General features: G+C 72.7%; 17 protein-coding genes and 1 pseudogene. 6 read left to right on the forward strand and 12 right to left on the reverse strand.

All coding sequences use genetic code 11. The features are described from left to right. Positions 1-94: 94 nt before the first annotated feature. Positions 95-802 carry a translation initiation factor IF-3 gene (gene infC / locus AB0F38_RS17555; RefSeq protein ID WP_361893433.1) on the reverse strand — a complete coding sequence of 236 codons (708 nt, stop codon included), beginning with the start codon at positions 800-802 and terminating at the stop codon, positions 95-97. Between the two features lie 364 nt (positions 803-1,166). Here infC and AB0F38_RS17560 point away from each other — a divergent pair, with 364 nt between their 5' ends. Next, complete coding sequence (locus AB0F38_RS17560; protein WP_361893436.1) at positions 1,167-1,532, forward strand: DUF1844 domain-containing protein; 366 nt, start codon at positions 1,167-1,169, stop codon at positions 1,530-1,532. A 47-nt stretch (positions 1,533-1,579) separates the two neighbouring features. Here the strand turns inward: AB0F38_RS17560 and AB0F38_RS17565 are convergent, their stop codons facing one another. Further along, positions 1,580-2,308, reverse strand: coding sequence for an SseB family protein (locus tag AB0F38_RS17565; RefSeq protein ID WP_361893439.1), 729 nt, complete (start codon positions 2,306-2,308; stop codon positions 1,580-1,582). Positions 2,309-2,394: 86 nt separating this feature from the next. On the opposite strand from AB0F38_RS17565, the pseudogene AB0F38_RS17570 reads away from it, so the two are divergent. Beyond that, positions 2,395-3,298, forward strand: a pseudogene (locus AB0F38_RS17570) (serine hydrolase). Between the two features lie 62 nt (positions 3,299-3,360). On the opposite strand, the gene mycP reads toward AB0F38_RS17570, so the two are convergent. Both mycP and AB0F38_RS17580 read right to left on the reverse strand, forming a co-directional pair. After that, entirely contained in the window at positions 3,361-4,581 is a 1,221-nt protein-coding gene (gene mycP / locus AB0F38_RS17575; RefSeq protein ID WP_361893442.1) for a type VII secretion-associated serine protease mycosin, read from the reverse strand. Beyond that, complete coding sequence (locus AB0F38_RS17580) at positions 4,578-5,441, reverse strand: hypothetical protein (protein WP_361893636.1); 864 nt, start codon at positions 5,439-5,441, stop codon at positions 4,578-4,580. Before AB0F38_RS17580 ends, mycP begins: the two co-directional genes overlap by 4 nt. A gap of 301 nt (positions 5,442-5,742) precedes the next feature. Here AB0F38_RS17580 and AB0F38_RS17585 point away from each other — a divergent pair, with 301 nt between their 5' ends. Beyond that, positions 5,743-6,945 (forward strand): amino acid deaminase/aldolase, encoded by a 1,203-nt coding sequence (locus AB0F38_RS17585; RefSeq protein ID WP_361893445.1) that lies wholly within the window; start codon positions 5,743-5,745, stop codon positions 6,943-6,945. Here AB0F38_RS17585 and AB0F38_RS17590 read toward each other — a convergent pair. From AB0F38_RS17590 to AB0F38_RS17605, 4 genes are read right to left on the reverse strand one after another with little or no spacing between them, the layout of a single operon-like run. Beyond that, positions 6,942-7,217 (reverse strand): DUF2510 domain-containing protein, encoded by a 276-nt coding sequence (locus AB0F38_RS17590; RefSeq protein WP_361893447.1) that lies wholly within the window; start codon positions 7,215-7,217, stop codon positions 6,942-6,944. The genes AB0F38_RS17585 and AB0F38_RS17590 overlap by 4 nt on opposite strands. A 48-nt stretch (positions 7,218-7,265) precedes the next feature. Continuing rightward, a complete protein-coding gene (locus AB0F38_RS17595; RefSeq protein WP_361893450.1) occupies positions 7,266-8,054 on the reverse strand; it encodes a 3-oxoacyl-ACP reductase in 789 nt (262 codons plus the stop codon). A 6-nt stretch (positions 8,055-8,060) separates the two neighbouring features. Continuing rightward, the gene (locus tag AB0F38_RS17600; protein WP_361893454.1) at positions 8,061-9,425 is read right to left on the reverse strand and encodes an aldehyde dehydrogenase family protein; all 1,365 of its coding nucleotides are present in this window, start codon (positions 9,423-9,425) and stop codon (positions 8,061-8,063) included. A gap of 43 nt (positions 9,426-9,468) precedes the next feature. Next, the gene (locus AB0F38_RS17605; protein WP_361893457.1) at positions 9,469-10,830 is read right to left on the reverse strand and encodes a glutamine synthetase family protein; all 1,362 of its coding nucleotides are present in this window, start codon (positions 10,828-10,830) and stop codon (positions 9,469-9,471) included. 88 nt (positions 10,831-10,918) lie between these two features. Between AB0F38_RS17605 and AB0F38_RS17610 the strand changes: the two genes are divergently transcribed. Beyond that, entirely contained in the window at positions 10,919-11,656 is a 738-nt protein-coding gene (locus AB0F38_RS17610; protein WP_361893460.1) for an FCD domain-containing protein, read from the forward strand. A gap of 112 nt (positions 11,657-11,768) precedes the next feature. Further along, positions 11,769-12,515 carry a gamma-glutamyl-gamma-aminobutyrate hydrolase family protein gene (locus AB0F38_RS17615; RefSeq protein WP_361893463.1) on the forward strand — a complete coding sequence of 249 codons (747 nt, stop codon included), beginning with the start codon at positions 11,769-11,771 and terminating at the stop codon, positions 12,513-12,515. 36 nt (positions 12,516-12,551) lie between these two features. Here AB0F38_RS17615 and AB0F38_RS17620 read toward each other — a convergent pair whose 3' ends face one another. Beyond that, a complete protein-coding gene (locus tag AB0F38_RS17620) occupies positions 12,552-13,421 on the reverse strand; it encodes a LysR family transcriptional regulator (protein WP_361893639.1) in 870 nt (289 codons plus the stop codon). Between the two features lie 169 nt (positions 13,422-13,590). On the opposite strand from AB0F38_RS17620, the gene AB0F38_RS17625 reads away from it, so the two are divergent. Further along, positions 13,591-14,736: a TDT family transporter gene (locus AB0F38_RS17625; RefSeq protein ID WP_361893466.1), complete on the forward strand. Its 1,146-nt coding sequence runs from the start codon at positions 13,591-13,593 to the stop codon at positions 14,734-14,736. 80 nt (positions 14,737-14,816) lie between these two features. Here AB0F38_RS17625 and AB0F38_RS17630 read toward each other — a convergent pair whose 3' ends face one another. From AB0F38_RS17630 to AB0F38_RS17640, 3 genes are all read right to left on the reverse strand, one after another. Next, positions 14,817-15,362, reverse strand: coding sequence for an XRE family transcriptional regulator (locus AB0F38_RS17630; protein ID WP_361893469.1), 546 nt, complete (start codon positions 15,360-15,362; stop codon positions 14,817-14,819). Positions 15,363-15,542: 180 nt separating this feature from the next. Next, on the reverse strand, positions 15,543-18,179 hold the full coding sequence (locus tag AB0F38_RS17635; RefSeq protein ID WP_361893471.1) for an ABC transporter permease/substrate binding protein: 2,637 nt from the start codon (positions 18,177-18,179) through the stop codon (positions 15,543-15,545). After that, the gene (locus AB0F38_RS17640) at positions 18,172-19,266 is read right to left on the reverse strand and encodes a glycine betaine/L-proline ABC transporter ATP-binding protein (protein WP_361893474.1); all 1,095 of its coding nucleotides are present in this window, start codon (positions 19,264-19,266) and stop codon (positions 18,172-18,174) included. The genes AB0F38_RS17635 and AB0F38_RS17640 overlap by 8 nt, the downstream gene beginning before the upstream one ends. Between the last annotated feature and the right edge of the window lie 211 nt (positions 19,267-19,477).

Raw genomic sequence — 19,477 nt, forward strand, 5'->3', positions numbered from 1 at the left:
GCCCCTCTCGGTGCGGGCACCGGACTGCAGGGGCGTCAGATCTTTGGGTGGTTCCCGGGGGACCTGGGGGCGCCTGGATGGCAGCCCCCGGAGGTCACGCCTCGGAAGGTGTCTCGGCCGGAGCCTCGGCCGCTGCGGCCGGGGCCTCAGCGGTGTCACCCTCGGACTCGGCGTCCGGGGTGAGCCCCTGACGCTCCGCCTTGCGGGCGGCCTGTGCCTCGCGGGCTTCGGCCATGGCTTCGGTCTTCTTCTTGTGCGGGCCCAGAACCATGATCATGTTCCGGCCGTCCTGCTTCGGGTTCGACTCGATGAAGCCGAGGTCCTCGACGTCCGAAGCGAGACGCTGGAGCAGTCGGAAGCCCAGCTCGGGGCGGGACTGCTCACGGCCACGGAACATGATCGTGATCTTGACCTTGTCCCCCTGCTTGAGGAACCGGACGACGTGACCCTTCTTGGTGTCGTAGTCGTGCGGGTCGATCTTCGGCCGGAGCTTCATTTCCTTGATGACCGTGTGCGCCTGGTTCTTGCGCGCCTCACGGGCCTTCATGGCCGACTCGTACTTGAACTTCCCGTAGTCCATGAGCTTGCACACGGGGGGACGGGCTGTCGCCGCCACCTCGACCAGGTCGAGGTCGTACTCCTGTGCGAGCTCCAGGGCCTTGGCAAGCGGAACAATCCCGACCTGCTCGCCGCTGGGACCGACAAGTCGCACCTCGGGAACGCGAATCCGGTCGTTGATGCGGGGCTCGGCGCTGATGGATCCTCCTCGGTAGCACCACGCGACCGCCTGGCGGGCAGCCACGTAACGTCTGTTTCGAATGACCAACCGAGCCGGGAACGGAAAAAGCCCCGGACGGGACACAGGCGGGGCTCCTGGAAATACCGGAACACCGCCGCGGTCAACCGCGGGGCGCATCGAGCGGCTCCATCGTCCGTACGGAACGATGGTCGCCACCTGACCGGTGACCTGCCGTCCGTGAGGACAGTCAGGTGGGAGATCGGAGCCTCCACTTGCGGGCCGAGCACATAGGTGTCCGGCCGGTCGTTACACAAGGTTAGCAGCTCCGGAGACCGGCGGCCAACGCGCCGTCCCACCGCGATCCAGGCCCGCCCCTTGCCCGCTCCCGCACACGGAGGCGTCCGGACGTGGCCTTATCGTGTGGGGCATGAGTGACGCGACCACCCCCAGCCCCGAGACCCCCGGCTTCGACGACATGGCCCGCGACATCGCGGAGGTCCCCGCGGTCGAGGTGATCGTGACCGTCGCCGTCAATCTGATGAGCGCCGCCGCCGTGAAGCTCGGCCTGACCGAGGAGGGCGAGCAGCACAAGGACCTGGACGAGGCCCGCAAGCTGGTCCAGGCCCTGGCCGGCCTGCTCGACGCGAGCACCACCGAGATCAGCACCTTCCACGCCTCGCCGCTGCGCGACGGTCTGAAGTCGCTCCAGCTGGCCTTCCGTGAGGCCTCCCTCGTACCGGACGAGCCCGGCCAGGGCCCCGGCGAGAAGTACACGGGGCCCGTCTACGGCTAGTGCCCCCGAGCCCGCCGCCTGCCACAGGCGGCGGGCTCCCGCATGTCTCAGCGGGTGAAGACCGGCTCGCCCGGGGCTTCGGCGTCGGCGGGCAGCAGTGCGAGGTCGATGCCGCGCACAAGTCTGGCGCGGAGCACCTCGCTGGCCGACAGGGCGCCGGCGACCCGGCGGGCGGCCTCGGCCACCACCGCGTCCGGGGCGAGGACCAGGGCCAGCGTGCCGTCGGCCCGGCCGGGGCCGAGGTGGGCGCGGAGCACCGCGGGTTCCGCGGCGACGGCCTCCCGGACGGCCGCGACCACGGCAGGGTCGTCGAGCGGGTCGGCGCTGGTGCGGTTCTCGGCCAGGGCCAGCAGCACCGGACCGGTCAGCTCGAAGGCCACCGGCCCCGCGAGGTCGAGCACCACGGTGTCGGCCTTCTCGTGCGCGGCGGCCTGCAGGGCCTGATGCAGGGGTACGGCGACGGGGCGGGCCTGCGGGTCCCACCTGGCCAGCGAGGCGGTGGAGGTGAAGGCGGGCAGCGCACGCCGGTCACCGGCCTGCAGGGTCGGCACCGCCATGTCGCTGGTCTTCTCACGGCGCAGCCCGTTCTCGTCCTCCTCCACCTCGCCGAGGACGGCGACGACCGGGACCAGCAGCCTGGCGCCGCGCAGCGCCGCCAGGACGGGGCCGACGGCCGTGCGGTCCCCGGACCACGCGGCGAGTGCCGCCGTCAGTTCGGGAGCGGCCGTGCCGTCGTCGTCGGAGTAACCGGGGTCCGGAATGTTCTTGAGCGCCACACGAGGAGCGTAGTGGACCGGTTCTCCCGTCCGGGCGACAGGTCGGGCACAGGCCGCTGCCGGCTGCGGTTCCTGGCCTCCGGAGCATGCCCCGGCACAGAACGAGCGGTTCCGCGCTGTCCGCCTCGGTGACGGCCGTCGCACTGCTGGGCTTCCGCCGCCGGCGGCGGAAGCCTGGTGGGTCGCCCGCCGGATCCCGCGCCCGCCGCCGCGGCATCCGTATCCTCCGCATCGAGCCCGCCGGTCCCGGCGGCTACGAGCGAGGAGCCCGAGGTGGATCTCGACGCGGAGCTGGCCGACGCGCTGGCGCCCCTGGCCGGCGACGCCGATGTGTCGGTGGCGGTGCTGGACGCGGAGAGCGGGGAGGGCGCGGCCTACGGGGACGGGGCGTACGACACCGCGAGCATCGTCAAGGTCGACATCCTGGCGGCGCTGCTGCTCCTGGCCCAGGACGAGGGGCGGGAGCTGAGCGGCGCCGAGCACGCCCGGGCGGACGCCATGATCAGGCGCAGCGACAACACCTCGGCCACCGAGCTCCTGAAGGTGGTGGGCGGCGAGCAGGGGCTGGACGCGGCGAACGGACGGCTGGGGCTGACCGCGACGACGGCCGCGCACGCGTGGGGGCTGACGCAGACCACGGCCGTGGACCAGGTGCGTCTGCTGCAGGCCGTGTTCGGTGCGGAGTCGGAGCTGTCGGAGGCCTCCCGCAGGTATCTGACGGACCTGATGGGGCGGATCGAGGCGGACCAGCGGTGGGGGGTGTCCGCGGCGGGCGGCGGCTGGGCACTGAAGAACGGCTGGATGCCCCGGACGACGACCGGGCTGTGGGACATCAACAGCATCGGGCGGGTGGAGAGCGGTGGGCACGCGTACCTGGTGGCGGTGCTGTCGCGCGGGCACGCGACCAAGGAGGCGGGCGTCGCGCTGGTGGAATCGGTGGCGAAGGCCGCTGTGGACGTGGCCGGCGAGGCGTTGAGCGGTACCCGCTGATGCCCGCGCCGGACGTGCCGGGCGAAGAGCTGTGACGCCGCCGGGCCTGGCCGGCGAGGCGTTCAGCGACGTCCGGTGACGCCCGTCGCGAAGGCGCTGTTCCGGCGTCCGGTGGTGTTCCCGCCGCGCCACAGCACCACGGCCAGGGCGAGCAGCACCGCACCGAGTCCACCGGCCGCCGGGGCCAGCCAGCCGGCCGGGTCCTCGTCCTGCCGCTCCGGCGCGGGGCCGGGACCGAAGTACTGCTTGCGGTGACCCGCCGTGGCGGACGTGGCGCCCGGGCCGTCGGGAGGCAGGTCCGCCCCGGCCTCGATCGCGGCGGCGGGGTCGGCCAGTCCGTAGCCCCGGGCGTCGTCCCGGCCGCTCGGGGGGGAGTTGCGGGCGGTGTCCGCGAGCAGGGCCTTGATCTGCGCGGGAGACAGGTCCGGGTGGGCGGCGCGGACGAGGGCGACGGCTCCGGAGACGAACGCCGCGGCGGCGGAGGTACCCCACTCGATGTAGTAGTTGCGGTCGGGGTTGGCGACGACGATGTCGACGCCGGGCGCGCTGACCGTGGCGTACCAGCGGCGGGTGGAGAACGCGGCGTGCGTGCCGTACTTGTCGACGGCGGCGACCGCGATCACACCGGGGTAGGCGGCGGGGTACGAGACACGGTCGCCCTTCTCCCCGCTGTTGCCCGCCGAGGCGACGACGGACACGCCCTTGGCCAGGGCGTACTGGACGGCGGCGTCCTCGCCGGGCTCGGGGTGGGCGGACTTGCTGTCGTCGCCGAGGGAGAGGTTGATGACGTCGGCGCCCTGGTCGGTGGCCCAGCGGATGCCCTCGGCCAGGGCGGTGCCGCGCGAAGCGCGGGCCTTGGTGCGGGACGGGTCGTTGGACTCGAGGATCACCCGGCCCGGCAGGATCTTCGCTCCCGGTGCCACGCCGAGCACGCCGTCGCCCCGCCCGGGGCCGCTGCCGCGGCCCGCGATGATTCCGGCCATCGCGGTGCCGTGCAGGGCCCAGGACCGGTCGCCGCGTCCGGCGCCGAAGCCGATGAGGTCCTTGCCGGGGAGCACCTGGCCTTCGAGGTCGGGATGGCTGCCGTCGACCCCGGTGTCCAGGACGGCGACGGTGATGCCCTCGCCCCTCGTGGTCTGCCAGGCCCGGTCGGTGTGGAGGGCCTCCAGGCCCCACTGCTGGTCGCGGATGGCGTCCGCGTGGGCGGGTACGGCGGGCAGCAGGGTGAAGGCGGCGGCCATGGCCGCCGCGACGAGGGCGCGGTAGCGGCGGGGCCGGGTCACTCCGGCTTCTCCGTGAGGTCGGTGACCGTCCTGCGCAGTGTGCGTTCCACCCGGTCGGCGACCCCCTCGGCCTCGTGTCCGAGTCCGGCCTGGGCGGGGGTCGTCGTCGCACCGGGAGCCATGGCCGCGGCGGCGGGCTGCGGCTCGGCGACGCCGCGTCCGTCGGCAAAACCGGAGACGGCGACCACGATGACGGGCACCTCGGTCAGTACGTGGACCGTCCAGCTGGCGCGCTGCCGGTCACCGAAGCCCTCGGCGACGGTGCCCTCGGCCGGGTAGGTACGGGGCATGAGGTCGGCCCGCGCGCCCAGACGCTGTTCGGTGAACCGGGTGCTGAGCGCGGTCGTCTTCGCGGCGTCCGCCTCGGTGAAGACCAGGCCGACGGTGGTGACGCTGCTGCGCGTGGCGTCGGTGTAGGTGGCCCGCACCATGCGGGCGCAGCCGACCGGGCGGAGCGTCCTGAGCAGCAGGGGATCCAGGCCCGCCGCGCAACCGCTGTCGGGGGCGACGGCGACCCGGGTCCAGGCCCGGTCGGTGGCTCCGGGTCCCGCTCCCTCGCCCTTGAGGGCGCGGGGGAAGAGGGTGTCGACCGGAACGCTGTGCCAGGCGGATCGGCCCACGGCGTACGCGTCCTCGGCGCCGGGCTCGGCGGCGGAGTTCCCGGTGAGCCAGCTGCCGGTGACGGCGCCGCCGATCAGCCCGAGGCCGAGCACGACGCAGGCCGCCGCGGCCGCCGTCCTGGCCGGGTGCCGGGTCTTCACGGGGCGCAGGCGGGTGGTGGTCTCCGCGGGCGTCTCGGCGTACGCGTAGTACGCGCCTGGAGGGGCGGGGGCCGCACCGGGGCGCGGGGTGAGGTCCACCGCGCCGACGGGCCTGCGCCGGGTGGCGGGCGGCGGAGGTGCGAGGGGGAGGGCGGGGACGGGCGGTGGGGTGGCCGGGCGGGGCGGCACGGGAGCGCGCTGCGCTTCGGTACTCATCCGGCCCCCTGGTCCACGTCCCCGTACCACCTGCGGATCACCGTCCCGGACAGGCCGCCGGTCATCCGCGTGACCGTCACTCTACGGGGTGGGGGGCGCCCCGTGGGAACGGACGGAGGGCCTCGGGGGATCTGCACCGAACGTCCCCCTACCCAGCGGTACGGCCGTCTGGCAGGCTGCGGCCATGACTGCCCGCGCCGCTGACCGGACCCGGTACGACCGGGCCACCGCCCATCTCGACGCCCCTGTGGCGGTGGTCGATCTGGAGGCTTTCGACGCCAACGCCGACGACCTCGTACGCCGGGCGGGCGGAAAGCCGGTCCGGGTGGCGAGCAAGTCGGTACGCTGCCGTGCCCTGCTGGAGCGGGTCCTCGCACGCCCGGGGTTCGCCGGGATCATGTCGTTCACCCTGGCGGAGTCGCTGTGGCTGGCCAGGGCCGGTTTCGATGACGTCCTGCTGGCCTATCCGTCGGCCGACCGGGCCGCGTACGCCGAGCTGGCGGCCGATCCCGGGTCGGCGGCGTCCGTGACCGTGATGGTGGACGACCACGCGCAGCTGGAGCTGATCGACGCGGCGCGGGCCGGCGGGACGGAGGAGATCCGGGTCTGCCTGGAGCTGGACACCTCGCTGCGACTGTTCGGCGGCCGGGTCAGGATCGGCGCGCTGCGCTCTCCGCTGCGCTCCCCCGCCCAGCTGGCCGACCTGGCCCGCTCGGTGGCCCGCAGGCCGGGCTTCCGGCTGGTGGGGCTGATGGCGTACGAGGGCCATGTCGCCGGTGTGGGCGACTCGGTGGCCGGCCGGCCGCTGAGGTCGCGGGCGGTCCGGCTGATGCAGGCGACGGCCCGCAGGGAGCTGGCGGTCCGGCGGGCGGAAGTCGTGCGCGCGGTCCGGGCGGTGACGCCGGATCTGGAGTTCGTGAACGGGGGCGGCACCGGCAGTGTGCAGCACACGGCGGCGGAGGCCGCGGTGACCGAGATCGCGGCCGGGTCCGGACTGTACGTCCCGCGGCTGTTCGACAACTACACCTCGTTCGCGGGCCGTCCGGCCGCCCTGTTCGCGCAGCCCGTGGTCCGGCGGCCGGGCGTGGGCGTGGTGACGGTGCTGGGCGGCGGGTATCCGGCGTCCGGGGCGGCGGGTCCGGACCGGCTGCCGGTCCCGTACCTGCCCGAGGGACTGCGCTACGACCCGCAGGAGGGTCCGGGCGAGGTGCAGACGCCGCTGCTCGGCCCGCCCGCGGACGATCTGCTGATCGGGGACAAGGTGTGGTTCCGGCACGCCAAGGCCGGTGAGCTGTGCGAGCGCTTCGACGAGCTGCGGCTGATCGAGGGCGACCGGATCACGGCGACCGTGCCGACCTACCGCGGCGAGGGTCGTACCTTCCTCTAGTCCTGGTGCGGGATCGCGCCGGCCCGGGAGCCGCGACGCCGCCGGCCGCGGGGAGGCGGTGACCTCGCGGGTGAGCGGACGGCCGGGTGGCGCGCCGCGACCGCCCCGGTGGTGCGGGCGCCCCCGGGGCGGGAGTCCGGGGTCCGGGCACCCGGGGCGCGGGACGGCCGGAGCGCCATGGGGCGCGGGACGGCGGGCGACCGGGTGTGTCCGGTCCATGCCGCGCCGTCCCACCAGCGCTCGGTACGGGCGTGTTCGCGTCCGGGTACCACAGCCGGACGGTGGCGCGTCGCCCTTGCCCTCCACCGTGGGAAGACGTCCTACAGCGGGGTCACGTACGCCCCCGAGATCCCGCCGTCGACGAGGAAGTCCGTGGCGTTGACGAACGAGGAGTCGTCGCTCGCGAGGAAGGCGACCGCCGCCGCGATCTCGGTCGCCTCGGCGAACCGGCCGAGGGGGATGTGCACGAGCCGGCGGGCGGCGCGCTCCGGGTCCTTGGCGAAGAGCTCCCGCAGCAGCGGGGTGTCGACCGGTCCCGGGCACAGGGCGTTGACCCGGATGCCCTCCCGGGCGAACTGCACCCCGAGCTCGCGGGACATGGCGAGCACCCCGCCCTTGGACGCGGTGTAGGAGACCTGGGAGGTCGCCGCGCCCATCCGGGCCACGAAGGAGGCGGTGTTGATGATCGAACCGCGTCCCTGGCGCCGCATGTAGGGAAGGGCGGCCTTGCAGCAGAGGTAGACGGAGGTGAGGTTGACGTCCTGGACGCGCTTCCACGCCTCCAGCCCGGTGGTGAGGATGGAGTCGTCGTCGGGCGGCGAGATGCCGGCGTTGTTGAAGGCGATGTCGACGGAGCCGTAGGTGTCGTACGCGGTCTTGAACAGCGCCTCCACCTGTTCGGGGTCGGTGACGTCGACGTGTACGAAGGTGCCGCCCACCTCCTCCGCGGCCGCGCGGCCCGCGGTCTCGTCGATGTCGCCGCAGACGACGTGGGCGCCCTCGGACGCCAGCCTGCGCGCGGTGGCGAGGCCGATGCCGCTGCCCGCTCCGGTGATGACGGCGGTGCGGCCGGTCAGGCGGCGGCAGATGTTCCCGGGGTCGGTGGTCATGCGTGTTCAGGCCTCCGTGGCGATGAAGACGTTCTTGGTTTCGGTGAATGCCGCGAGGGCGTCGGGCCCCAGTTCACGGCCGAGTCCGGACTGCTTGACACCGCCGAACGGGGTCCAGTAGCGCACGGCGGAGTGGGAGTTGACGGAGAGGTTCCCGGCCCGGACCGCCCGGGAGACCCGCAGGGCGCGGCCCACGTCCCGGGTCCAGACGGAGCCGGCCAGGCCGTACTCGGTGGCGTTCGCCAGCCGGACGGCCTCGTCCTCGTCCTCGAAGGGCAGCACGACCGCGACCGGTCCGAAGACCTCCTCGGTGGCGACGGGCGCGTCCGGGCGGACGTCGGTGAGCACGGTGGGCGGGAACCAGAAGCCGGGACCGTCGGGAGCGCCGCCCCGGATGCCGGCGGCGCCGTCGGGGACGTACGAGCGCACCCGCTCCAGCTGGGCCCGGGAGATCAGCGGACCCATCTGGGTCCTCTCGTCGCCGGGGTCGCCCACGACGACCGAGGCGACTGCGGGGGCGAGGAGGCCGAGGAAGCGCTCGTAGACGGACCGCTGGACGAGGATCCGGGTGCGGGCGCAGCAGTCCTGGCCCGCGTTGTCGAGGAAGGACATGGGGGCGGCGGCCGCGGCCGCCTCGATGTCGGCGTCGGCGAAGACGAGTGTGGGGCTCTTGCCACCGAGTTCGAGGGTCAGCCGCTTCACCCGGGCGGCGCACCCGGCCATGATCCGCTTGCCGACCCGGGTGGATCCGGTGAAGACGATCTTGGCGACTCCGGGATGTTCGACGAGGGCGTTGCCGGTCACCTCGCCCGCGCCGGGCAGCACCTGGAAGAGGTGCTCGGGCAGGCCCGCGTCGAGGGCGAGCCGGGCCAGGTGCAGGGCGGTGAGCGGGGTGGTCTCGGCCGGTTTGAGGAGTACGGCGTTCCCGGCGGCGAGGGCGGGTGCGACACCCCAGGCGGCGATCGGCATCGGGAAGTTCCAGGGGGCGATCACCCCCACGACACCGAGGGGTTCGAGGAAGGTGACGTCGATCCCTCCTGGTACGGGGATCTGACGGCCGGTGAGCCGTTCCACTCCCCCGGCGGCGTAGTCGAGCAGGTCCCGGACGTTGCCGGCCTCCCAGCGGGCGTTGCCCAGGGTGTGGCCCGCCTCCGTGACCTCCAGCCGGGCCAGCCGCTCGGCGTGTTCGTCCACGAGGACGGCGAAGCGACGCAGCAGCCGGGCCCGGTCGGCGGGCGCCAGGGCGGCCCAGGTGCGCTGGGCGGCCGCGGCCAGGGTGACGGCGGTACCGACCTCGGCGACGGTGGTCGCGGGGACGGTGGCGACGAGTTCCTCGGTCGCCGGGTTCAGCACGCGGTGTTCGGTGATCACAGGGTCCGGGCCTCGGGGTCGGGGTCGGGGGTCACGGGGTGCCTCACAGGCGTTCGAAGGAGCGGCGGAGCTCCCAGTCGGTCACCGCGGCGTCGAAGGCCTCCAGTTCGACGCGTGCCATGTTGCGGTAGTGCGCGACGACCTCGTCGCCGAAGGCGTCCCGGGCGGCGTCGCTGTCCTCCCAGAGGACGGCGGCGTCGCGGAGGGACGTGGGGACCCTGTCGTATCCGGCGGTGTAGGCGTTGCCCTCGCACGCTTCGGGCAGTTGCAGTCCGTGCTCGATGCCGTGGAGTCCGGCGGCGACGAGTCCGGCGACGGCGAGGTAGGGGTTGACGTCCCCGCCGGGCAGCCGGTTCTCGAAGCGCATCGAGCGGCCGTGTCCGACGACCCGCAGGGCGCAGGTGCGGTTGTCGTGGCCCCACGCGACGGCGGTCGGGGCGAAGGAGCCGGGCTGGAAGCGCTTGTAGGAGTTGATGTTCGGCGCGTAGAGCAGCGAGAAGTCGCGCAGGACGGCGAGCTGCCCGGCGAGGAACTGCCGCATGACGGGGGACATGGTGCCGTCCTCGCCCGCCATGACGCTCCGTCCGTCGGCGTCCTGGAGCGAGAGGTGGATGTGGCAGGAGTTGCCCTCGCGCTCGTTGAACTTGGCCATGAAGGTGAGCGCGACGCCCTCCTGGGCGGCGATCTCCTTGGAGCCGGTCTTGTAGACGGCGTGCTGGTCACAGGTGACGAGGGCCTCGTCGTAGCGGAAGACGATCTCGTGCTGGCCGGGATTGCACTCGCCCTTGGCGGACTCGACGGCGAGGCCCGCGCCCGCCATCTCGTTGCGGATGCGGCGCAGCAGGGGCTCGACGCGGCCGGTGCCGAGGACGGAGTAGTCGGTGTTGTACCGGTTGACCGGGGTGAGGTCGCGGTAGTTGCGGTCCCAGGCCTGCTCGTAGGTGTCCTTGAAGACGATGAATTCGAGCTCGGTGCCCACATGGGCGGTGAGGCCGTGCCGGGCGAGCCGTTCCAGCTGCCGCCGGAGGATCTGGCGGGGTGCGGCGACGACGGGTGAGCCGTCCTCCCAGACGAGGTCGGCCAGGACCATGGCGGTGCCCTCGTGCCAGGGGACCCGGCGCAGGGTGGCGAGGTCGGGGCGCATGGCGAAGTCGCCGTAGCCGTTGGACCAGGAGGACATCGCGAATCCGTCGACGGTGTTCATGTCCGTGTCGACGGCGAGCAGGTAGTTGCAGCCCTCCGTGCCGTGCTCCAGCACCTCGTCGAGGAAGAAGGCCGCCGCGAAGCGCTTCCCCTGCAGCCGGCCCTGCATGTCGGGGAAGGCGAGCACCACGGTGTCGATCTCGCCGCTCGCGACGAGTGAGCGCAGCTCCTCGGTCCCGAGCGGGGGTGTTCGGTCTGCCACGGGGATACTCCTCGCTCGGCCTGCGGGAAGGCACGGCCGGTCGGTCTAAGGTATGGGAGAAAACCATTGGGGGGAAGGGAATCGGGACGTGGCGGAAGAGACCGAGGACTCCGGGGCCTTCGACCGGCTGCTGCCCGTGCTGCGTCCGGTCCGGGCGGGCAACGGCTTCGAGGAGGCCCTGGAGCAGATCCTCCAGGTGGTCCGGCTCGGCCTGGTGCCCGCCGGCGGCCGGCTGCCGGCCGAGCGCGGGCTGGCCGAGCTTCTCGGCATCAGCCGCGTCACGCTGCGGGAGGTGCTGAAGGTGCTTCAGGACCAGGGCCTGATCGAGGCGAGACGCGGCCGGTACGGCGGTACGTTCGTGCTCCCCCGCACCGGTTCGGCCGACGGCGACGAGCTGCGCCGCCGGGTGGCGGGGGCCGACGTCGAGGACACCCTGCGCTTCCGCGAGGTGCTGGAGGCGGGTGCGGCAGGACTGTGCGCCGCGCACGGCCTCGACGACGAGGGCGTGGACCGGCTGCGCACGGCTCTGATGGCGACACACGAAGCACCTCTGCCCGACTACCGCAGGCTCGACACCCTGTTCCACCTGACGCTGGCCGAGCTCTCCGGCTCCCCCTCGCTCACCGCGCAGTACGCCGCCGTCCGGGCGACCGTGAACGACCTGCTGGACTGCATACCCCTGCTCGTGCGGAACCTGGAGCATTCGCAGCACCAGCACACGGCGCTCGTGGACGCGGTGCTCGAGGGCGACGAGGAGGCGGCGCGCGCGGTGATGCGCGAGCACTGCGCGGGGACGGCCGCGCTGCTGCGGGGATTCCTGGCTTGATCCCGCCCTTCCGGATCATCTCTCTTGCGCGGCGGCCCCGTACGCACAAAGGTATGACGCAACACCATTGCACCGGGCCGGTCCGCAGACCGCCCGCCGGAAGGACCGCACCATGCACGAACCGCTCATCGGCGTCACCACCTATCTGGAGCCGGCGGCTCGCTGGGGTGTCTGGGAGCTCCCCGCGGCGGTGCTCCCCTCGGCGTATCCACGGCTGGTGCAGCGGTCCGGGGGCCTGACGGCCCTGCTGCCCCCGGACGCCCCGGAGCGGGCCGCGGCCGTCGTGGCCCGGCTTGACGGTCTCGTGATCGCGGGCGGCGCCGATGTCGATCCCGGGCTGTACGGCGCGGAGCGCGACTTCAGGACCGGACCGCCGGCGCACGAGCGTGACGCCTGGGAGCTGGCGCTGTTCCGCGCCGCGCTGGAGGCGGGCACCCCGGTGCTCGGCATCTGCCGCGGAATGCAGCTGCTCAACGTGGCGCTGGGCGGCACGCTGACCCAGCATCTGGACGGGCACACCGGCCCGTTCGGCAAGGCGGGCGTCCTCGGCGAGCATCCGGTGACCCCGGTGCCCGGGACGCTGTACGCCTCGCTCGTCCCCGAGGAGGCTTCCGTACCCACGTACCACCACCAGGCCGTGGAGGGGCTCGCGCCGGGCCTCGTGGCCTCCGCGCACGCGGCGGACGGCACGGTGGAGGCGATCGAGCTGCCGGGCGCGCAGTGGGTGCTGGGAGTGCAGTGGCATCCGGAGATGGGCGACGACCTCCGCATCATGCGGGCGCTCGTCGACGCGACCCTGGCGCGGCGCGGTTCGTCGGGTGCGGCGGCTCCGGCGCGGCGGAGTCCGTCCGGCGTGTGAACGCCCCGTGCCGGGCCGGCCGCCGGCGCGGGCGGATCATGTCCGGGCGGCCGTCAGCGCGAGCAGATCGCGGGCCGGGCCGGTGGGGCGGTGGCCGGAGGGCCAGACCGCGCGCAACTGCCGCCGCAGGTGCACGCCCGGGACGGGGACGGTGACCAGACGCCGGGCCGACAGCTCCTCGCCCAGAGCCAGCTCGCTCAGCACGCAGGGGCCGGCCCCGCTCTCCGCCGCCCCCTTCACCGCGGTGGTGGAGGACAGTTCGAGCAGGGGCCGCGCGAGTCCTCCGTGCACGGCGAGCGCGGCGTCCAGGACCTGACGGGTGCCCGAGCCGTGCTCGCGCAGGATCAGGGGCGTCGCGGCGAGTTCCGGTGGCGTCAGCCGGCTGCGGCGGCGGGTCCACGGGTGGGACGGGGCGACCACGACGACGAGCCGGTCGTGCGCGATGACCGTGCCGTCGAGCCCTTCCGGCAGGGACAGGCCCTCGACGAAGCCCAGATCGGCCTCACCGGAGAGCAGCCGCTGGGCGACCACCGCCGAGTTGCCCGCGAGCAGCGACACGGCGGTGCCGGGCCGTTCGGCCCGCAGCGCGATGAGCCAGCCGGGCAGCAGGTACTCCGCGATGGTCATGCTCGCGGCGACCCGGAGCCGGGAGTCACGCCGGTCCCGCAGCGCCTGGGCCCCCGCGTCGAACGCCTCGGCCGCCTCGACGACCCGGCGCGCCCAGTCGGTGACGAGGGCACCCGCGTCGGTCAGCCGGGAGCCGCGCGGGGAACGGTCCAGGAGGGCGACGCCGAGCTGCCGTTCCATCGACCGGATACGGCTGGAGGCCGCGGGCTGGGTGATCCCGACCTCCCGCGCCGCCCTGCCCAGGCTCCCGTGCCGGGCGACGGCCAGCAGCAACACCATCGCGCCCAGGTCGGGGACCCGGTGGGGCAGCGGGGAGACCTGTCCCGGTGCGCGGCCGGGGGGCGTACCGGAGGCGGGGCCGGAAGCGGAGCTGGACATAGATTCAGCTTATGACCTCATAGACCGGGACTCCCTGGTGGGCCCCGGCCCGCCTGCCGAGAATCGTGGCATGGCCATCTTTCCGCCGACGAGGACAAGGGCACCCGCCCTCCCTCCGGCGCTCCCCCGGCTCCCCTCCCTGCGGCACCTCGGCCCCAACTGGTACGCGACGGTCATGGGCACCGCCGTCGTCGCGACCGCGGGCGTCTCGCTCCCCGTCCAGGTGCCCGGCCTGCGGGCGGCCTGCGTCGTGGTGTGGGCCCTGTCCGCGGTGCTGCTGGCCGTCGTCCTCCTGGGCCGGGCCGGGCACTGGCTCCTGCACCCCGACCAGGCCAGGGCCCACCTCCTGGATCCCGCCGTCGCCCCCTTCTACGGCTGCCTGTCCATGGCCCTGCTCGCGGTGGGCGCGGGCACCCTCGTGGTCGGCCGGGACCTCGTCGGGCATCAGGCGGCCGTGGCCGTGGACGCGGTGCTGTTCGTCCTGGGCACGCTCTCGGGCCTCGCCGCCGCGGTCGCGATCCCGTACCTGCTGGTCGTACGCCACCGCCCGGCACCCGGCACCGCGTCGCCGGTCTGGCTGCTGCCCCTGGTGGCCCCGATGGTCTCCGCAGCGGTGGGTCCGCTCCTGGTGCCGGAGCTGCCGCCCGGCCAGTGGCGCGAGGCGCTGCTGCTGGCCTGCTACGCGATGTTCGGGCTGTCCCTGCTGGCCACGCTGGTGGTCGTCCCCCTGGTCTTCGGCACCCTCGTGCACCGGGGCCCGCCGCCGCTCGCCCTGACCCCGACGCTGTTCCTGGTGCTCGGCCCGCTGGGCCAGTCCACGACCGCCGTCAACCAGCTGGCCGACGTGGCACCGGGCGCGGTCGCGGCCCCGTACGCCTCGGCGTTCGGCGCGTTCGCCGTGCTGTACGGGGTGCCGGTGATGGGCTTCGCGCTGCTGTGGCTGGCACTGTCGGCCGCGATGGTGGTGCGCGCGGCGCGCCGCGGCATGGGGTTCACGATGACGTGGTGGGCATTCACCTTCCCGGTCGGTACGTGTGTCACCGGCGCGGCCGGACTCGCCCGGCACACCGGACTGACCGCGTTCACCTGGCTGGCCGTGGCGCTCTACGTACTGCTGGTGATGGCCTGGGCGGTGGCGGGCGCGCGGACGCTGCGCGGGCTGGTCGGCGGGGCGCTGCTCGCAGCGCCCCGGCCGGTGACGGCCCGTACCACGTGAGGTGGCGGCGGCCCGGGGCCGGTGACGGCGACGGCCTCGGTGAGCGAGGGGACCAGGGGGACGACGCGCCGGCGGCCCTCTCAGCGCCGCGAGTCGTACGTCGCGTCGATGTGTTCGGCGACCGCGACGACCAGCAGCCGGGTGGCCGGGACCGTCGCCCGCCACCGGTGCCGGACCCCGCCGGACAGGAAGAGGGTGTCGCCCCGGCCCAGCCGGTGGGCCCGGCCCTCGGCCTCGACCTCGACGGCGCCCTCCACCACGTACATCACCTCGTCGTTGCGGTGCTGGAACTCGCGCCCGAGGTCCTGCTCGCCGACGAACTCGACGGCGCTGAGCTGATGACGGCCGCGCACCAGGCGGCGGACGCCGTCCTCGTCGCCCGCCCGCACGAGGTCCACGGCGCGTGCCGAGTCCGCTGCGGCCCGCAGCCGCTCGGTCGTGGTCTCCAGTGCTTCGGCCACCCGGTCCAGGGACCGGGGGCTGGGTCTGGCCCGCTCGTTCTCGATCTGGCTGAGAAACGGTACGGACAGGCCGCTGCGCCCGGCCACCGCGGCCAGTGTGAGCCCCAGAGTCCTGCGCCGTCGGCGAACCGCGGCACCCACCCGAAGGGCTTCCTTGTCGTCCATGTCCGGCTCCCTCCCCGGATCGCCATCCTCCCGGTTGCCAGCACCCTACGCATGTCGTTCGCGGGATGGAGCGGAAGTGAGTGGACGGAAAACCCTCCGAGGACTCCTTTGGAACAAGCCTGAGGGGGACGGCGCCGGTTCGCTACCGGGGCCGTCCCCCTCGGGGTGATCGCGGCTGGATCAGCTGCCGACGGGCGCCAGCTCGTCCACCGCGTCCGGGTTGGCGTCCATCCAGCGGCGGGCGGACTCCTTCTCCTCGCCCGCACCGCCCTTCTGGATCTCCACCTCGAGCGAGGCCAGCTGCTCCTCGCTCATCTTGAAGTCCTTCAGCCAGCCGGTGAGCTCGGGGAAGTCCTCGGCGAAGTCCTTCTTGGCGACGGTGTGGACCTCCTCGCCCTCGCCCCAGGCCCCCTTCGGGTCCTCGAGCTTCTTCAGATCGTGCTTGCCGTAGGCCCAGTGCGGCGACCACAGGGTCACCACGACCGGCTCCTTCTTCTTGATCGACCGGTTCAGCTCGGCGAGCATCGAGGAGGTGCTGGAGGAGACGACCTCGTACTCGCCCTCCAGGCCGTACTCCTCGAGCACCTTCTCGTTGAGCGTGCCCATCATCCCGGCACTCGACTCGATGCCGATGATCTTGCCGTTGAACTTCTTGCCCTGGCCCTTGAGGTCCGCCAGCGAGTCGACGCCCTCGACGTACGACGGCACGGTCAGCTCCAGCGAGGTCGGCCCGTACCAGGAACCGAGATCGGTGAGGTCGTCCTTGTAGCGGTCCCAGTAGTCCTTGTGCGTCGTCGGCAGCCAGGAGTCGAACTGGACGTCCAGCTGTCCCTGCGCCAGAGCGGTGTAGAGCGGGCCGGGGTCGAGCTGCTTGACGGTGGTCTTGTAGCCCCGGTCCTCCAGCATGTTCTGCCAGAGGTAGGTGGAGGCGATGGCCTCGTCCCAGGGGAAGTACCCCATGTCGACGGTCTTGCCCGCGTCCTTGCCCTCCTGGGCGCCACCGGCACCGCCGGGCAGCGGGGCCAGCGTGTCGACGAGCCCCGGGTTCTTCTTCAGCCAGCTGCGTACGCCGTCCTGCTCCTTGCCCTGGCCGGCTTCCTGGATCTCGTTCTCCAGGCTCGTGAGCTGCTTCTCGGTGAGCTCGAACTTCTTCAGCCAGTCGGCGACGGCGGGGGCCTTCTTCGCGAATCCCTCGTGGGCGACGGTGTGGATCTGCTCGCCCTGGCCCCAGGCCCCCTTCGGGTCCTCGAGCTTCTTCAGGTCGTGCTTGCCGTAGGCCCAGTGCGGCGACCACAGGGTCACCACGACCGGCTCCTTCTTCTTGATGGAGGCGTTCAGCTCGGCGAGCATCGAGGAGGTGCTGGAGGAGACGACCTCGTACTCGCCCTCCAGGCCGTACTCCTCGAGCACCTTCTCGTTGAGCGTGCCCATCATCCCGGCACTCGACTCGATGCCGATGATCTTGCCGTTGAACTTCTTGCCCTGGCCCTTGAGGTCCGCCAGCGAGTCGACGCCCTCGACGTACGACGGCACGGTCAGCTCCAGGGACGTCGGCCCGTACCAGGAACCGAGGTCGTCCAGCTGGTCGCTGTACTTGTCCCAGTAGTCCTTGTGCGTCGTCGGCAGCCAGGAGTCCGTCTGGAAGTCGATGTCACCGCGGGCGACGCCGGAGTAGAGCGGGCCGGCGTCGAGCTGGGTGATGCCGGTGGTGTAGCCGCGCTGCTCCAGGATCTCCTTCCAGAGGTAGGTGGAGGCGATGCCCTCGTCCCACGGGATGTAGCCCAGGTTGATCTTCTGGCCCTGGCCGACGTTCCCGTCCGCGGCCTGGCCGGTCCTGGCGTCGTCCGAGCCGGGGCCCGCGAGGTTGAGGCCGCCCGCGACGAGCGCGAGCACGACGACACCGGTCATCGCGACGGCGGTTCCCGGCTTGTAGTGCGTGAACTTCAGGCGCCGCGCACCGGCGGCGACCTTGGCCGCGGCGCGGCGGCCGAGCGGGGAGACCCGCTCGTTGAGCGCGCCCGTCATCCGGTCCAGGTACATGGCGAGGATGACGACGGCGATCCCGCTCTCGGCGGCGAGGCCGACCTGCAACTGGGTGATCGCCGCGTACACCTTCTCGCCGAGGCCGCCGGCGCCGGCCATGCCGCCGATGACGACCATCGACAGGGCCAGCATGATGACCTGGTTGATTCCGGCCATGATCGTCGGCAGTGCGAGCGGCAGCTGCACCCGGGTCAGGGTGTCCTTGGGCGTGGTGCCGAACGCCGCGGCGGCCTCGACCAGTTCGCTGTCGACCTGACGGATGCCGAGCTCGGTCATCCGGACGCCCGGCGGCATCGCGAAGACGATCGTGGCGATCACGCCGGGGGTGACGCCGACGCCGAAGAACATGACGCCGGGGATCAGGTAGACGAAGGCCGGCATCGTCTGCATGACGTCGAGCACCGGCCGCAGCGCTGCGCTCACCTTGGTGTTGCGCGCGGCCCAGATGCCGGTGGGCACGGCGATCACGATGGTGATCACGGCCGCCACGACGACCAGCGAGAGCGTGGCCATGGCCTCGTCCCAGAGGGCGAGGGAGTCGATGAGCGCGAAGCCGACGAAGGTGAGCGCGGCCGGGACGACGCCGCGCAGCCAGAACGCGATGACGGCGAAGATCGCGGCCATCAGCAGCGGTTCACCGCCGCCGAGGACGGCGTAGACGCCGTCGTACATGCCACCGAGGACGGCCTTGACGGCGTCGAAGATCCAGGTGAGGTGCGACTGGAGCCAGTCGACCGCGTTCTCGACCCATTCGCCGAAGGAGAACCTAGGCACCGGCGTTCACCTTCTCGCTGTCGCGCTGGACCGGGACGACCGCGGCCTCGACCTGCGGTTCCTCGCCGAGGGCGGCGAGCAGCCGGTCGCGCGGGACGACGCCGATGACGCCGCCGTCCGCGTCGGTGACGGCCACGGCGACCCCGCTGGTGGAACAGGGGGTGAAGAGCTCGGCGATCGGCGTCCCGGCGGACACCGTCGCGGGTGCCTCGGCCATCAGGTCCGCGTCGGAGCGGCCCGCTTCCGGCTCCTCCATGATCGAACCGGCGGTGAGCACCCGGGAGCGGTCGACGTCCTGGATGAAGGAGGCCACGTAGTCGTTGGCCGGCCGGACCAGGATGTCCTCGGCGGTGCCCTGCTGGACGATCTCGCCGTCCCGCATCACGGCGATACGGTCCCCGAGGCGCATGGCCTCGTTGAGGTCGTGGGTGATGAAGACGATGGTCTTCTTCAGCCGCTTCTGCAGCTCGAGGAGCTGGTCCTGCATGTCCCGGCGGATCAGCGGGTCGAGGGCGCTGAAGGACTCGTCCATCAGCAGCAGGTCGGCGTCGGTGGCGAGCGCGCGGGCCAGGCCGACGCGCTGCTGCATGCCGCCGGACAGCTCGTCGGGCCAGGACTTCTCCCAGCCGGCGAGGCCGGTCAGCTCCAGGGCGTCGGCGGCGCGCTTCTCGCGCTCGGCACGGGGTACGCCCTGCACCTCCAGGCCGTACGCGGCGTTCTCGAGCACGCTCCTGTGGGGGAAGAGGGCGAAGTGCTGGAAGACCATGCTGATCTTCCTGGAGCGGACGGTGCGCAGGTCACGAGGGCTCAGTGCGGTCAGGTCCTGCCCGTCGAAGAGCACGCGCCCGGCGGTGGGCTCCAGGAGCCCGTTGAGCATCCGCAGCAGGGTGGACTTCCCGGATCCGGAAAGTCCCATGACGACGAAGATCTGGCCAGGTTCCACGGTGAACGAGGCGTCGATCACCGCTGCGGTCGTTCCGTCGGCGCGCAACTCGTCGCGGTGGGTACCGCTCTCGAGCTTCTGCACGGCTTGATCGGGTCGTCTGCCGAACACCTTGTACAGGTGCTCCGCTTGCAGCCTTGACACATACACCTCACGCGTTGAACCGAAAACGGTCTGCCCATCCCGCCGGCAGACCGTGGAGCGGTGCGGATTCGGTCCGCAGAGCACGCGCATCGGTCGAAAATGGACGTGGTCCGCTCCGATGGCGCGCCTGCCCTCGGTTACGCGACCCAAACACATGTGTGACCCAGTTCACTTTCCGGTATCCGTCGCCCTGGGAACCGCCGGCGGCCAC

Origin of the sequence: Streptomyces sp. NPDC025273, from assembly GCF_040638585.1 — a bacterium.
GTDB lineage: Bacteria > Actinomycetota > Actinomycetes > Streptomycetales > Streptomycetaceae > Streptomyces > Streptomyces cinereorectus.

Excerpts from the sequence above, each read along its gene's own strand:
- AB0F38_RS17615 (WP_361893463.1), top strand. The coding sequence starts at position 11,769 with ATGCACGAACCGCTCATCGGCGTCACCACCTATCTGGAGCCGGCGGCT.
- AB0F38_RS17585 (WP_361893445.1), top strand. The coding sequence starts at position 5,743 with ATGACTGCCCGCGCCGCTGACCGGACCCGGTACGACCGGGCCACCGCC.
- AB0F38_RS17620 (WP_361893639.1), bottom strand. The coding sequence starts at position 13,421 with ATGGTGTTGCTGCTGGCCGTCGCCCGGCACGGGAGCCTGGGCAGGGCG.
- AB0F38_RS17595 (WP_361893450.1), bottom strand. The coding sequence starts at position 8,054 with ATGACCACCGACCCCGGGAACATCTGCCGCCGCCTGACCGGCCGCACC.
- AB0F38_RS17630 (WP_361893469.1), bottom strand. The coding sequence starts at position 15,362 with ATGGACGACAAGGAAGCCCTTCGGGTGGGTGCCGCGGTTCGCCGACGG.
- AB0F38_RS17625 (WP_361893466.1), top strand. The coding sequence starts at position 13,591 with ATGGCCATCTTTCCGCCGACGAGGACAAGGGCACCCGCCCTCCCTCCG.
- AB0F38_RS17560 (WP_361893436.1), top strand. The coding sequence starts at position 1,167 with ATGAGTGACGCGACCACCCCCAGCCCCGAGACCCCCGGCTTCGACGAC.